Raw genomic sequence first — 13,856 nt, forward strand, 5'->3', positions numbered from 1 at the left:
CACCGGAGAAGTGCAGGCACGCCCCCACGCCGCCCGGCACGCACTCTCGCCGCACCGGCCGAAGGCCCTGGTAGCTCCGCTACGAGGACCTCCAGCAGGCACGCCGAGAGCACGCACCGAACGCCGCGGGAACGCACCCGAACTTCTCCGGCGCCGCTCCACCCCTCCACCGCCTGCGGCCGTCGGGACGGCCGTCCGCAGCACTGGACTTGTGAGGACTCACGTGAGCTCGAAACCCGTCGTACTCATCGCTGAAGAGCTGTCGCCCGCCACCGTCGACGCCCTGGGCCCGGACTTCGAGATCCGGCACTGCAACGGCGCGGACCGAGCCGAGCTGCTCCCGGCCATCGCCGATGTGGACGCGATCCTGGTCCGCTCGGCCACCAAGGTCGACGCCGAGGCGATCGCCGCCGCGAAGAAGCTGAAGGTCGTCGCGCGAGCCGGCGTCGGCCTGGACAACGTGGACGTCTCCGCCGCCACCAAGGCCGGCGTGATGGTCGTCAACGCCCCGACCTCCAACATCGTGACCGCCGCCGAGCTGGCCTGCGGTCTGCTCGTCGCCACCGCCCGCCACATCCCGCAGGCCAACGCCGCGCTGAAGAACGGCGAGTGGAAGCGCAGCAAGTACACGGGCGTGGAGCTGGCCGAGAAGACCCTCGGTGTCGTCGGCCTCGGGCGCATCGGCGCGCTCGTCGCCCAGCGCATGTCCGGGTTCGGCATGAAGGTCGTCGCCTACGACCCCTACATCCAGCCCGCCCGCGCCGCGCAGATGGGCGTCAAGGTGCTGTCGCTGGACGAACTGCTCGAGGTCTCGGACTTCATCACCGTCCACCTGCCCAAGACCCCCGAGACGGTCGGCCTGATCGGCGACGAGGCCCTGCGCAAGGTCAAGCCGAGCGTGCGGATCGTCAACGCCGCGCGCGGCGGGATCGTCGACGAGGAAGCGCTGTACTCCGCCCTCAAGGAGGGCCGGGTCGCCGGTGCCGGTCTCGACGTCTACGCGAAGGAGCCCTGCACGGACTCCCCGCTGTTCGAGTTCGACCAGGTCGTCTGCACCCCGCACCTGGGCGCCTCCACCGACGAGGCGCAGGAGAAGGCCGGTATCGCCGTCGCCCGTTCCGTGCGGCTCGCCCTCGCCGGTGAGCTCGTGCCGGACGCGGTGAACGTGCAGGGCGGTGTCATCGCCGAGGACGTCAAGCCGGGCCTGCCGCTCGCCGAGCGCCTGGGCCGGATCTTCACCGCGCTCGCCGGTGAGGTCGCCGTCCGTCTCGACGTCGAGGTCTACGGCGAGATCACCCAGCACGACGTGAAGGTGCTGGAGCTGTCCGCGCTCAAGGGTGTCTTCGAGGACGTCGTCGACGAGACGGTGTCGTACGTCAACGCCCCGCTGTTCGCGCAGGAGCGCGGCGTCGAGGTGCGTCTCACCACCAGCTCCGAGGCGACCGAGCACCGCAACGTCGTCACGGTGCGCGGCACCCTCGCCGACGGCGAGGAGGTGTCGGTGTCCGGCACGCTGGCCGGCCCCAAGCACCTCCAGAAGATCGTCGCGGTCGGTGACTACGACGTGGACCTCGCGCTCGCCGACCACATGATCGTGCTGAAGTACGAGGACCGCCCCGGTGTCGTCGGCACGGTGGGCCGCATCCTCGGCGAGGCGGGCCTCAACATCGCCGGCATGCAGGTGTCGCGGGCGGTGGCCGGTGGCGAGGCGCTGGCGGTGCTGACCGTGGACGACACGGTGACCGCGCCCGTGCTGGCCGAGGTGGCCGCGGAGATCGGGGCGACCTCGGCTCGCTCCGTCAACCTGGCCTGACTTCCCCGGGGGGCTCGCCCCCCGGGAACCCCGTTCACCCGGAACGGGCTCGTCCTCACACGCCGGACGGGCTGAGCTGATCAGCCTGTCCGGCGTTTTCGCGTACCCGCGGCCGCCGCAGGGTCACCGCCGCCGCTGCCGCCGCACCGGCCAGCAGCACCGCGCCCGTGACCGCCGCCGTGTGCATGCCGCTGGTGAAGGCCTCGCGTGCCGCCGTCGCCAGGGCGTCTCCCGCGCGCCCCGGGAGCCGGTCGGCCACGGCCAGGGCGCCGCCCAGGGTCTCGCGGGCCGCGGCGGGTGCCGTTTCCGGGATCTCGTGGCGGTAGACGGCCGTGCCGATGGAGCCGAGGAACGCCATGCTCAGCGCGCCGCCGAACTCCGTGCCGGTCTCCAGCAGGGACGACGCCGCGCCCGCCTTCTCCACCGGCGCCGAGCTCAGCGCCAGGTCGGCCACCTGGGACATGACGGTGACGATGCCGCAGGCCAGCACGGCGCACGCGGCCAGCAGCAGCCACAGGGAGTCGGTGCCGACCAGAGCCAGCATCACGTAGCCGCACGACGAGACCGCGAAGCCTCCGCAGACGACGTACGCGCGGGGAACGCCCCGCTGCACGAGGTGGGCGCCGACCGGGGCCGCGAGTCCGATGGGCACCGACGGCAGCAGGCTCCACAGCGCCGCCTCCAGGGGGCTGTTGTCCAGGACCGACTGGATGTACTGGGTCGTGAAGTAGGCCGAGCCCATCATGCCGAAGGCGGCCACGAGATTGAGGACGACGGCCGGGCTGAATCCGCGGCCCCGGAACAGCTGAGGCGAGATCAGCGGGGAGGCCGCCGTGCGCTGGCGGTGGACGAACAGCGCGGCGAAGAGCAGGCCGACGGTCACCGACATCGCGTACCGCACGTTCCAGCCCTCGGAGGCGAGTTCCTTCAGGCCGTAGATCACGGGGAGCACCGCCGCCATCGACAGGGGGACGCTCAGCAGGTCGAAGCGGCCGGGGTGCGGGTTGCGCGACTCGGGCAGCAGGACCGGGCCGAGCAGCAGGAGCAGCACCATCGCGGGCAGGTTGACCAGGAAGACCGAGCCCCACCAGAAGTGCTCGACGAGCACCCCGCTCATCACCGAGCCGAGCGCGATGCCGGCCGTCATCACACCCGACCAGAGACCGATCGCCTTGGTGCGCTGCGCGGGGTCGGTGAACATCGTGCGCACGAGCGCCATCGTCGACGGCATCAGCGTCGCGCCGCCGATGCCGAGGACCGCGCGAGCGGCGATGAGGGTCTCGGCGCTGGTGGCGTAGGCCGCGACCAGGGAGGCCGTGCCGAAGGCGGCGGCGCCGATCAGCAGGAGCCTGCGGCGGCCGATGCGGTCGCCGAGCGAGCCCATGGTCATCAGCAGGCCGGCCAGCACGAAGCCGTAGATGTCGAAGATCCACAGCTGCTGGGTGGCACTCGGTTCCAGGTCGGCGCTGATCGCGGGGATCGCGAAGTAGAGGACGGAGACGTCCATCGAGACCAGCAGCAGCGGGAGCATCAGCACGCCGAGGGCCGTCCATTCGCGGCGGCCGGCGAGGGCGGGAGGGTGCGGGTTCGTCGTCATGGGCAGGACTGTACGAGCGTCCTAAACGATTGTCTAGTACGCTTGTTTAATACGTTCGTCTGGATCGAGAGATAGGGTGGCGGGCCATGGGACACCGTGAGGATCTGCTGGAGGGCGCCAAGCGCTGCCTGCTGGCGAAGGGCTTCCTGCGCACGACGGCGCGCGACATCGTCAAGGAGTCGGGGACCAACCTGGCCTCGATCGGCTACCACTACGGCTCTAAGGACGCGCTGCTGGCGCAGGCGTACGTGGAGATGGTGGAGGGCATGTCCGACGCCTTCGAGGGCGGCGGTGAGCTGCGCGGGGAGCCGGGGTCGATGGAGCGTTTCACCGACGTCTGGGCGAACATCATCGGGACCATGCGGGAGCCCGGCTCGATGTGGCGGCTCAGCCTGGAGATCGTGGCCATGGGGGACCAGCTGCCGGAGGTGCGGGAGCATCTCGCACGGGCCCAGCGCGAGGGGGCGCGCGGCATCCTGCCCCTCTTCCTCGGCGGGCATGAAGCCGACGTGACGGACGAGCAGGTGGACACCGTCGGGTACTTCTACCTGACCATGATGATGGGCCTGATGGCCCAGTGGACCTTCGACCCGGAGCACGCTCCGGAGGCCGAGCAGCTCACAGCGGGGCTCCGCCGAGTGATCGAGGCGGCTGAGGGGAAGTGACGCCTCACCCGGGCGTGCCGACGACCGAGTCGATGGCGGACGCGGCGTCGGGGGCGGTCCGGGTGGGGGCGGGTGCCGTCCCGGTCCAGGAGCGGCCCGCCGATACCCAGACGCTGCGGGCGCCGATGCCGGCCGCGCCGGCGATGTCGGCGTGCGGGGAGTCGCCGATCACCCAGGCGCCCTCCAGTGTGGCGCCGACAGCTCCGGCAGCGGCGTGGAAGATCTCCGGCGCGGGCTTCTTGTGGCCGACGGCCTCGGAGACGGCCCAGCCGTGGGTCAGCGCGTCGAGGCCGGTCGTGCGGATCTTCCTCTCCTGCTGGGAGGTTCGGCCGTTGGTGACGATGGCGAGGGCCCAGCCGGCGGCGGTGGCCTTCTGGAGGGCGGTGCGGACGGGCGCGGACAGTACGACACGGTCGGCCGCGCCCCGTTCGAGCAGGGCCCGGACCGCGTCCCGGGGGACACGGTCGCCGTACCGCCCGTGCATGGCGCGGGCGACCTCCGGGCGGGGCGTGTAGCCACTGGCGTCGACGGTCATGAGCCAGTCGATGTCGCCCTCGGGCAGCTCGTGCTCGGCCAGGAAGTCCAGCAGTGCGGCGCGGTAGGCGGCGTCCCGGTCGATCAGGGTGTTGTCGAGGTCGAGCAGCAGCAGGGGCATGAACGGGCCGTCCTCACAGTCGGTGTGCCTTGAGGGCCATGTGCAGCAGCAGACGGTCCTCTCCGTCGTCCAGGTCGAGTCCGGTGAGCTTCTCGATGCGGGACAGCCGGTAGTACAGGGTCTGGCGGTGGATGCCCAGCTCGGCGGCGGCCCGGGCGGCCTGCCCGGCGCAGTCGAGGAAGACCTCGGCGGTCCGGGCGAGTTCGTGGTGGACCGGGGCGAGCAGCGTGCGGGCGACGGGGTCGTGGGCGACCTCCGGGGGCAGGGCCGTGAGCAGCCGGAACGGCCCGATCGACGCCCACTGCGCGACCGGCCCGAACCGCGCCTCGGCCAGTGCCGCCCGGGCCGCCGCCGACGCCTCTGCCCATGCGGTCGCCAGGTCGGCGAGGCCGGAGCGGGGGGTGGCGACACCGGCGGCGGGGCCGGAGCGGGGGGTGGCGGCACCGGCGGCGGGGCCGGAGCGGGGGGTGCTGACGCCGGGGCTGGAGGTCGGCGGCCGGGGGATGGCGGCACCGGCGCCGGAGCCGGCTGCGCCTGTTCCGCTCGCCGTACTCGCTCGGCCCGCCGTGCCTGTTCCGCGCGCCGTGCCCGCTGTGCCCGTCGCACCCGCCGTGCCCGTGGGGGATCCGTCCGTGCCGCCGGTGGCGTTTCCGCCCTGGCCGCTGCCGCCCGCTCCCCGGGAGGCGGCGCTCGGCGGACCGCTGCCGCCCGCCCCCCGGGCAGCCGCGCTCCCCGCGCCGCTTCCCCCTCGCGCCCGCTCCAGCAGCCGCCCCGCCGCCGTCGTCGCCGGGGTGAGGACGTCCGGGGAGCGCAGGCGGATCAGGAGCGCCAGGCACTGGGCCGTCGCGCCCCACGGCAGCGTGCACAGAGCCGTCGCGCCGGGGACCGCGCGGACCGACGGGGCGTCGTCCGGGTCGGCCGAGGGCCACGGGGCGACGCACATCAGGGCGTGGAGGCCGTCGGCGCGGGGGCCGAGGGCGGTGCGGAGCTCGGCGACGGCCATGTCGCTCTGCCAGCCGCGCTCGGCCGTGAGGACCGCCCTCAGTTCGCGGCTGAGGTCGGCGCCGTGCTGGGCCTCGTCCGCGAGCAGGGCGCCGATGCGGGCCGTGACCCCCATGGCGGCGGTGAGCTGGCGTTCGCTCGGGCCGGGATCGTCGTCCAGGAGCCAGATGTAGCCGTGCACCACGCCCCGGTGGCGGACGGGGAGACAGATCCGGCCCCGGTAGACCCCGGCCTCCGGTGTCGGGGGGATGCGGACCGGGCCCGTCGCACGGGTGATGCCGAAGCCCTCGAACCACGCCCGGACCGCCGCCGTCGAGCGGCGGGTGAGGATCGAGCGGGTGCGCACCGGGTCCAGGGCCGACGGATCGAGGTCGCCCTCACTGTCGTAGGCACCGAAGGCGATCAGCTCGAAGTCCCGGTTCTCCAGCGTCGCGGGCGCGCCGAGCAGCTCCGAGATCTCGTCGACCAGCTCCTCGTAGTCGCCCCTGTGTTCCGACGTCACCCGGGCATTGTCGCGCACTTCCCGGACCCCTTCATACATCTGTCTGAGATCTGCGGCACGGATGCGTGACAGCTGTCGATGGCCGACGATCGGAGGGATCCTTAGGTTTCACGGTGGTTCTCCGTGCCGTACCCGACGCGCCATCCGCGAGGGGTCCGGCCTTCACGTTGCTTGTGCTCTGGAGGTGCCCCGTGCTGGGTCCCGTGATTCTCGCCGCGTCCCGCAGCGACCGGATGCGACGCCTGATCTCGGCGGCACCGGTGACCAAGCAGGTCGTCGACCGCTTCATCCCGGGCGAGGACGTCGACGACATCGTCCCCGTCGTCCGGGAGCTCGCCGATCACGGCCTCGAACTGACGATGGACGTCGTCGGCGAGGACATCACCAACCCCGCGCAGGCCGCCGCCGCCCGGGACGCCTACCTGGAGCTCGTCGACCGCCTCAAGCCGCTGGAGCTCGGCACCCGTGCCGAGATGTCGGTGAAACTGTCGATGTTCGGTCAGGCGCTGGAGGGCGGCCACGAGCTGGCCCTGAGCAACGTTCGCCCGGTCGTCGAGGCCGCCGCCGAGATCGGCACCACGGTCACGCTCGACGCCGAGGACCACACCACCCTCGACTCGATGTTCGCCATTCACGAGGAGCTGCGGAAGGACTTCCCGCAGACCGGCTGCGTCATCCAGGCGTACCTCTTCCGCACCGAGGCCGATGCCCGCCGCCTGGCCGGGAGCGGCAGCCGGGTCCGTCTGGTCAAGGGCGCGTACAAGGAGCCCGCGTCGGTCGCGTACCAGGACAAACACGAGACCGACCGGGCATACGTCCGTATTCTGCGGACGCTGATGGAGGGGGAGGGGTACCCGATGATCGGGTCCCACGACCCGCGCCTGATCGCGATCGGCCAGGAACTCGCCCACCAGGCCGGGCGCAAGCTCGACGAGTACGAGTTCCAGATGCTCTACGGCATCCGCACCGAGGAGCACCACCGGCTGGCCGCCGAGGGCCACCGGATGCGCGTCTACACCGCGTACGGCACCGACTGGTACGGCTACTTCATGCGCCGTCTCGCGGAGAAGCCGGCCAACCTGCGCTTCTTCGCCCGGAGCATGCTCACCAAGGGCTGACAGCCCTGCGAGGGCCGAGAGCCCTGCGAGGGGCCGAGAGCCCGTCAAGGGCCGATACCGAATCACCGCTCAGTAAGGAGTTACGGAAAACATGGACGCTGTGACCCAGGTCCCCACCCCCGTCAACGAGCCGGTGCACGGCTACGCCCCCGGCTCGCCCGAGCGCGCCCGGCTGGAGGCCCGGCTGAAGGAGCTGGCCGACAACCCCGTCGACCTGCCCTGCACCATCGGCGGCGAGAAGCGGATGGGCGGCGGCGAGGCCTTCCAGGTCGTCCAGCCGCACAACCACCAGGCCGTGCTCGGTACGTACCGCAACGCCACGCAGGCGGACGCCCAGGACGCCATCGACGCGGCCCTGGCCGCCGCGCCCGCCTGGCGTGCGATGTCCTTCGACGACCGCGCGGCGATCATCCTGCGCGCCGCCGAGCTGCTGTCCGGCCCCTGGCGCGAGACGCTCGCCGCCTCCACCATGCTCGGCCAGTCCAAGACCGCCCAGCAGGCCGAGATCGACACGCCCTGCGAGCTGATCGACTTCTGGCGGTTCAACGTCTCCTACGCCCGCAACCTCCTCGCCGAGCAGCCCCCGGCGAACTCCCCGGGCGTCTGGAACCGTCTGGACCACCGTCCGCTCGAGGGCTTCGTCTACGCGATCACGCCGTTCAACTTCACCGCCATCGCGGGCAACCTCCCGACGGCCCCCGCCCTGATGGGCAACGTCGTCGTCTGGAAGCCGTCCCCGACGCAGACCCACGCCGCCGTGCTGCTGATGCAGCTGCTGGAGGAGGCCGGCCTGCCCAAGGGCGTCATCAACCTCGTCACCGGTGACGGCATCGAGGTCTCCAAGGTCGCCCTGGAGCACCGCGACCTCGCCGGCATCCACTTCACCGGCTCGACCCCCACCTTCCAGTACCTGTGGAAGACGGTCGGCAACAACATCGAGAAGTACCGCACCTACCCGCGCCTCGTCGGCGAGACCGGCGGCAAGGACTTCCTCGTCGCCCACCCGTCGGCCGACCCGGCGATCCTGAAGACGGCGTTCACCCGCGGCGCCTTCGAGTTCCAGGGCCAGAAGTGCAGCGCCACCTCCCGGGCGTACATCCCCGCCTCGATCTGGAACTCCGGTTTCAAGGAGGAGCTGGCCGCCGAGGTCGACGGCATCAAGATGGGTGACGTCACCGACCTGTCGAACTTCATCGGCGCCGTCATCGACGAGCGTGCCTTCGCCAAGAACAAGGCCGCCATCGACCGCGCCAAGGAGGACGCCTCCTGCACGATCGTCGCGGGCGGCACCTACGACGACTCCGTGGGCTGGTTCGTCCGCCCGACCGTCATCGAGTGCACCGACCCGGAGAACGAGGTCTTCCGCACCGAGTACTTCGGCCCGATCATCGCCGTGCACGTCTACGAGGACGACAAGTACGACGAGATGCTGACCCAGATGGAGTCCGTCTCCGACTACGCCCTGACCGGCTCGGTCATCGCGAACGACCGCGCGGCGGCGGCCCACACGGCCGACAAGCTCCGCTACGCGGCCGGCAACTTCTACATCAACGACAAGTCGACCGGCGCCGTCGTCGGCCAGCAGCCCTTCGGCGGCGGCCGCGCCTCCGGCACCAACGACAAGGCCGGCGCCCCGCAGAACCTGATGCGCTGGACCCTGACCCGCGCCATCAAGGAGACGCTGGTCCCGCCGACCGACTACACGTACCCGCACATGGGCTGACACCCGGCGTGCACCGACGGGCCAGGTCGTGAAGACCTGGCCCGTCGGCATGTCCGGCGGAAACACTGGCGCCATGACGAAGACTGAGACCGTGACCACCGAGGACGGCGTACGGCTGTGGGCCCAGCGCTCGGGCCGGGGGGCCACCCCCCTGGTGCTGTGCCACGGCGGGCCCGGACTGTGGGACATGTTCGACGACGTCGCCGCACTGCTCGGCGACCTGGCCACGGTGATCCGCTGGGACCAGCGCGGCTGCGGGCGCTCACAGCCCTGCGACGGGCCGTGGACGGTGGAGCGCTTCGTGGCCGATCTCGACGCCGTACGACGGCACTTCGAGCTGGACAGGACGGCGCTGCTCGGCCACTCCTGGGGCGCGCAACTGGCGCTGCACCACGCCCTGGCGCACCCGGACAACGTCGGCACGCTGATCTACGTCAGCGGTACGGGCATCGGTCCGGACACCGACTGGCACGGCGCGTACGAGGAGAACCAGTCGGCCCGGCTCGGGGAGCGGCCCGAACGTCTGGCCCGCTGGCGGGAGCTGGCCGACACGCCGGGGCGTGACCAGGCCCAGGAGCGGGAATGGGCGGTCCTCCACTGGTCAGCCGAGTTCCCGGACGCCGACCGGTCGACGCAACACGCCGAACGGATGGCCGACCCCTGGTTCGGCATCAACGCCGCGTGCAACAAGCAGCTGAACGTCGAGGCGAGGAAGGTCTGCGGCACGCCGGGCCTTTACGCCGCCTGCGAGGCCCTCGACGTGCCCGCGCTCATCGTCGACGGCGCACGGGACATCCGCCCGCGCTCGGCGGTGGACTCGCTGGAGCGGGCGTTGCCGCGCGTGACACGCGTGGTGCTGCCGGAGGCCGGTCACCTGCCGTGGGTGGAGGACCCCCGCGGCTTCCGGGAGGCGGTGGCGGCGGGCCTCGGGCTCGGATAACCGGTCGAGAGCCACCCGGCCCGTTCGCATACTGGGCCGATGACCCTCCGCGTGCGCACCGCCCACACCGCCGACCTCGCCCCCGCCGACCTCGAGGCCGTACGGGCCCTCCTGGACGCCGCTTTCGACGGCGACTTCGGCGACGAGGACTGGGACCACGGCCTCGGCGGCATGCATGCCCTCGTGCACGACGACTCCGGGCTCGCCGCGCACGGGGCGGTCGTGATGCGCCGGGTGCGGCACCGCGGGCGGTGGCTGCGGGCCGGGTACGTCGAGAACGTCGCCGTGCGCGCCGACGCCCGCCGCGGCGGCCTCGGCGGGCGGGTCATGGGCGAACTGGAACGCGTCGTCGAGCGCGCCTACGACCTCGGTGCCCTGTCCGCCAGTGCGGACGGCGCCCGGCTCTACACCTCCCGTGGCTGGCGGCTGTGGAGCGGTGAGGTGCACGCCCTCAGCCCGCGGGAGGGCGACATCCGCCTGCCGGACGAAGAGGACAGCACCTATGTCCGGCCGGCCCTCGCCGGTGCGCTCGACCCCGCACACGCACTGCTCTTCGACTGGCGCGACGGCGACGTGCTCTAGAAATCACCGCAGGTCAGCACGGTGTGACCCAGTCCACCGTCTCAGATAGTAGGAAGTCCGAGTAATTGTGGAGACAGACGCTCCGCACTCCCTTAGCTTTGTAGGAGCCGAACGTCTCGCTCGACCAAGCGAATGGCGGTCGTGAGCCGGGCCCCGTGCAGGCAACCCCTGCGGCACCGCTCCCCGCCCCTTCCGGCGTCTCGTAACCCTCCCTGTGCACTCCGTGCTGTCGAAGGAGTCGATTTCCCATGGCCGAGACGACCGTCCGCCGCCGAGTCCGTCACGTCTCCCGTACGACCGAGTCCGACCGGAAGAACGCCACCGCCGCGCTCCAGCGCGCCCTAGACCGCAGGGACAACGGCGGATCCAGCGGCCACTGAGCCGCGCACCGCAACAGGACCGGGAGCCGCCCGACGAGGCGCGGTGCGGGGCCTCACGCCCCGCGCCGCACCTCGAAGTGGTCGATCCGCTCACCGCTCGACGCCAGCGCCGACACCTTCAGTCGCGGCCTGGCGCCGCTGACCGCCTCCACCGAGAGGAACGAGAAACCGCGGTAGCGCACCCGTGACCAGTGCGCCGACTCCGCCTTGGTGTCCCGGGACTTCGTCCACCGGAACGTGCTGACCGGCTCGTGGTCGGCGGCGTTCCCCTCGTAGCTCTCCTTCACGCCGTCGGGGAAGCCGTACAGCTCCTTGCCGCCCCCGCCCGCGGTGACGTACACGATCCCGTCCCGCCGTGGATCCGTCGTCCCGCCGACCGGCACCGGCCGGCCCACCTCGCCGCCCCGGATGGCGTCCGTCCGCTCGTAGACGTGGTTGTGCCCGTTGATCACCAGGTCCACCTCGTGCCGGGCGAACAGCGGCAGCCACTCGGCGCGCACCCCGCCGTCCGAGGCGTGCGTGGACGTCGAGTACGCGCAGTGATGGAAGAAGACGACGACGAAGTCGACGTCCTTCGAGGACCGCAGCTCGCCGAGCTTGCCGTCCAGCCACTTCGTCTGCCGCCCCTGCGTGTAACCGAAGTTGGCGGGGATCTCGTACGACACGTCGTTCGCGTCGAGCGCGACCACGCCCACGTTGCCGTACGTGAAGGCGTACACGCCCGGTGCCGTACGCGCGTCGAAGCCGCTGTCCGGCAGGGAGAAGCGGGCGACCTGGCCGCCGTAGCCGTCGGGTGAGTACCAGGCCTCCATGTCGTGGTTGCCGGTCGTCACCATCCACGGCACCGACCTGGCCACCGGCTCGGTCTGCTTCAGGAAACGGTCCCACTGGCCCGCGTCGAAGACGTCCGACTCCTTGCCCTTGCCGGTCGGATCGGCGTAGCAGATGTCACCGGCGTGCAGATGGAAGGCGGGCTTGCGGCGCAGCAGCGTACGGTCGTTGAGGGCCGCCTCGTCACCGACGCCCTGGTCGCCGAACGCGGTGAACACGAACCGCTCGGGCGGGCTCGCCGGTGCCGTGCGGAAGGACGTGATCGTCGACCGGTGCCGCGGGGAGGCCGGATCGAAGCCCTCGTGGCCGACGCCGTAGTAGTACGTCGTGTCCGGGCGCAGGCCGTCCAGCGCGGCGTGCAGGTAGTACTGGTCGACCGCCGCCCGGATGCCCTTCAGCTCCGGGGTGTGCAGGTCGCGCAGCTCCGCCTCGATCTTGCGGCCGAGGTCGTCGGGGCGCAGGCCCACCCGGACGTACGGCTTCTTCACCGCGAGCGGCACCTGCCAGGAGATCCGCATCTGCGTCCTGGGGTCGGCGCCGAAGGCGAGATGGCGGCCGAAGGGGGTGATGAGGGAACCGGGTGCCTTCGACGTGCTCGGCGACGGCCCGCCGGTCGCCGTGGCACCGGCCTGCCCGGAACGGGAACCGGAACCGGAACCGGAGCAGCCGGTCAGCAGCCCGCTCGCCACCGCGCCCGCCGTCACCAGGGTGCGCCGCCGCGACAGCCGGGTCCGCAGGTACTCGTGCTGCTCCGCCATGCTCATCCGGCCGGCGAGCTCGTGCGGGATGCCGAAGTGGGGGATCTCCATGGGAAGTGAACTTCCCAGCAGAGGCCAACGGCCGCACCACATACGGGTGAACGGCACCCTACGGACGCGTGCCGTCCCCCGGTCGGGTGCTTCCCGCCTGTCCGCATCACGGACACCGTGTGTCATCCCATGGGACGAGGAGTAGGGTGCCCGCATGTCTCGCAGCATCAATCTCGCAGTGATTCCCGGTGACGGCATCGGCCAGGAGGTCGTGGCCGAAGGCCTGAAGGTCCTCTCCGCCGTCCTTCCGCAGGATGTGAAGCTGGAGACCGAGGAGTACGACTTCGGCGCCCGGCGCTACCACGCCACCGGTGAGACCCTCACCGACGCCGACCTCGACGCCCTGAAGCGGCACGACGCCATTCTGCTCGGCGCGATCGGCGACCCGTCCGTGCCGTCCGGGGTCCTGGAGCGCGGCTTCCTGCTCAAGCTCCGCTTCGCCTTCGACCACCACGTCAACCTGCGTCCGTCGAAGCTCCTCCCGGGTGTCGCCACCCCGCTCGCAGGCGAGCCGGAGATCGACTTCGTCGTGGTCCGCGAGGGCACCGAGGGCCCGTACACCGGCAACGGCGGCACGATCCGCAAGGGCACCGAGCACGAGGTCGCCACCGAGGTGTCCGTCAACACGGCCTTCGGTGTCGAGCGCGTGGTCCGCGACGCCTTCGCCCGGGCCCAGGCCCGCCCCCGCAAGAAGCTCGCGCTGATCCACAAGAACAACGTGCTGACCTTCGCCGGTCACCTGTGGACGAACGTCTTCAACAAGGTGGCCGAGGAGTTCCCCGAGGTCACCACCGAGTACATGCACGTGGACGCGGCGACGATCTACCTCGTCACGCAGCCCGAGCGCTTCGACGTGATCGTCACCGACAACCTCTTCGGCGACATCGTCACCGACCTCGCCGCGGCCGTCTCCGGCGGCATCGGCGTCGCCGCGAGCGGGAACATCAACCCCTCCGGCGACTTCCCCTCGATGTTCGAGCCCGTGCACGGCTCGGCCCCGGACATCGCGGGCCAGGGCAAGGCCGACCCGACCGCCACCGTGCTGTCCGTCGCGCTGCTCCTGCGCCACCTCGGCTACGAGGCCGAGGCCGCCCGCATCGACGAGGCGGTCGCCGCCGACCTGTCGGAGCGTACCGGCAAGCCCGCCCGCTCCACCTCGGAGATCGGCGACGCGCTCGCCGTACGCGTAGCCGGCTGACCCGCCGCTGCTCACCGCAAGCCGCCGGGTCGCATCAGCGC

Annotated in this window: 12 protein-coding genes; 8 read left to right on the plus strand and 4 right to left on the minus strand. The window is 71.6% G+C overall.

Going from position 1 to position 13,856, the window contains the following annotated elements:
* Positions 1 to 223 precede the first annotated feature (223 nt).
* Entirely contained in the window at positions 224 to 1,813 is a 1,590-nt protein-coding gene (gene serA, locus QOL88_RS27880; RefSeq protein WP_097220885.1) for a phosphoglycerate dehydrogenase, read from the plus strand.
* Positions 1,814 to 1,868: 55 nt separating this feature from the next.
* Here serA and QOL88_RS27885 read toward each other — a convergent pair whose 3' ends face one another.
* Positions 1,869 to 3,410 carry an MFS transporter gene (locus QOL88_RS27885; RefSeq protein WP_097220887.1) on the minus strand — a complete coding sequence of 514 codons (1,542 nt, stop codon included), beginning with the start codon at positions 3,408 to 3,410 and terminating at the stop codon, positions 1,869 to 1,871.
* Between the two features lie 86 nt (positions 3,411 to 3,496).
* On the opposite strand from QOL88_RS27885, the gene QOL88_RS27890 reads away from it, so the two are divergent.
* Positions 3,497 to 4,075, plus strand: coding sequence for a TetR/AcrR family transcriptional regulator (locus tag QOL88_RS27890; protein ID WP_097220888.1), 579 nt, complete (start codon positions 3,497 to 3,499; stop codon positions 4,073 to 4,075).
* A 4-nt stretch (positions 4,076 to 4,079) separates the two neighbouring features.
* Here QOL88_RS27890 and QOL88_RS27895 read toward each other — a convergent pair whose 3' ends face one another.
* Positions 4,080 to 4,730, minus strand: a complete 651-nt coding sequence (locus QOL88_RS27895; RefSeq protein WP_097220891.1) for an HAD family hydrolase — start codon at positions 4,728 to 4,730, stop codon at positions 4,080 to 4,082.
* A gap of 13 nt (positions 4,731 to 4,743) precedes the next feature.
* On the minus strand, positions 4,744 to 6,273 hold the full coding sequence (locus QOL88_RS27900) for a PucR family transcriptional regulator (RefSeq protein WP_373559312.1): 1,530 nt from the start codon (positions 6,271 to 6,273) through the stop codon (positions 4,744 to 4,746).
* Between the two features lie 152 nt (positions 6,274 to 6,425).
* Between QOL88_RS27900 and QOL88_RS27905 the strand changes: the two genes are divergently transcribed.
* The 5 genes from QOL88_RS27905 (at position 6,426) to QOL88_RS27925 (ending at position 10,977) form a co-directional block, all read left to right on the plus strand.
* Positions 6,426 to 7,352, plus strand: a complete 927-nt coding sequence (locus tag QOL88_RS27905; RefSeq protein WP_097220893.1) for a proline dehydrogenase family protein — start codon at positions 6,426 to 6,428, stop codon at positions 7,350 to 7,352.
* Positions 7,353 to 7,443: 91 nt separating this feature from the next.
* A complete protein-coding gene (gene pruA / locus QOL88_RS27910) occupies positions 7,444 to 9,075 on the plus strand; it encodes an L-glutamate gamma-semialdehyde dehydrogenase (RefSeq protein WP_097220894.1) in 1,632 nt (543 codons plus the stop codon).
* Positions 9,076 to 9,148: 73 nt separating this feature from the next.
* Entirely contained in the window at positions 9,149 to 10,015 is an 867-nt protein-coding gene (locus QOL88_RS27915) for an alpha/beta fold hydrolase (RefSeq protein WP_097220895.1), read from the plus strand.
* 39 nt (positions 10,016 to 10,054) lie between these two features.
* Positions 10,055 to 10,597 (plus strand): GNAT family N-acetyltransferase, encoded by a 543-nt coding sequence (locus tag QOL88_RS27920; protein WP_097220896.1) that lies wholly within the window; start codon positions 10,055 to 10,057, stop codon positions 10,595 to 10,597.
* 248 nt (positions 10,598 to 10,845) lie between these two features.
* On the plus strand, positions 10,846 to 10,977 hold the full coding sequence (locus QOL88_RS27925; protein WP_097220898.1) for a hypothetical protein: 132 nt from the start codon (positions 10,846 to 10,848) through the stop codon (positions 10,975 to 10,977).
* A gap of 53 nt (positions 10,978 to 11,030) precedes the next feature.
* Here the strand turns inward: QOL88_RS27925 and QOL88_RS27930 are convergent, their stop codons facing one another.
* Complete coding sequence (locus QOL88_RS27930) at positions 11,031 to 12,617, minus strand: purple acid phosphatase family protein (RefSeq protein ID WP_097220900.1); 1,587 nt, start codon at positions 12,615 to 12,617, stop codon at positions 11,031 to 11,033.
* 154 nt (positions 12,618 to 12,771) lie between these two features.
* Between QOL88_RS27930 and QOL88_RS27935 the strand changes: the two genes are divergently transcribed.
* Entirely contained in the window at positions 12,772 to 13,815 is a 1,044-nt protein-coding gene (locus tag QOL88_RS27935; protein ID WP_097220902.1) for a 3-isopropylmalate dehydrogenase, read from the plus strand.
* Positions 13,816 to 13,856: the final 41 nt, after the last annotated feature.

This window comes from Streptomyces sp. Ag82_O1-12 (genome assembly GCF_900182715.1).
In the GTDB taxonomy this organism is placed as follows: domain Bacteria; phylum Actinomycetota; class Actinomycetes; order Streptomycetales; family Streptomycetaceae; genus Streptomyces; species Streptomyces massasporeus.

Bases quoted from the DNA above. Each gene is read 5' to 3' on its own strand.
- QOL88_RS27885 (WP_097220887.1), bottom strand. From the start codon at position 3,410: ATGACGACGAACCCGCACCCTCCCGCCCTCGCCGGCCGCCGCGAATGG.
- QOL88_RS27890 (WP_097220888.1), top strand. From the start codon at position 3,497: ATGGGACACCGTGAGGATCTGCTGGAGGGCGCCAAGCGCTGCCTGCTG.
- QOL88_RS27895 (WP_097220891.1), bottom strand. From the start codon at position 4,730: ATGCCCCTGCTGCTGCTCGACCTCGACAACACCCTGATCGACCGGGAC.
- QOL88_RS27900 (WP_373559312.1), bottom strand. From the start codon at position 6,273: ATGTATGAAGGGGTCCGGGAAGTGCGCGACAATGCCCGGGTGACGTCG.
- pruA (WP_097220894.1), top strand. From the start codon at position 7,444: ATGGACGCTGTGACCCAGGTCCCCACCCCCGTCAACGAGCCGGTGCAC.
- QOL88_RS27915 (WP_097220895.1), top strand. From the start codon at position 9,149: ATGACGAAGACTGAGACCGTGACCACCGAGGACGGCGTACGGCTGTGG.
- QOL88_RS27920 (WP_097220896.1), top strand. From the start codon at position 10,055: ATGACCCTCCGCGTGCGCACCGCCCACACCGCCGACCTCGCCCCCGCC.
- QOL88_RS27925 (WP_097220898.1), top strand. From the start codon at position 10,846: ATGGCCGAGACGACCGTCCGCCGCCGAGTCCGTCACGTCTCCCGTACG.
- QOL88_RS27930 (WP_097220900.1), bottom strand. From the start codon at position 12,617: ATGGAGATCCCCCACTTCGGCATCCCGCACGAGCTCGCCGGCCGGATG.
- QOL88_RS27935 (WP_097220902.1), top strand. From the start codon at position 12,772: ATGTCTCGCAGCATCAATCTCGCAGTGATTCCCGGTGACGGCATCGGC.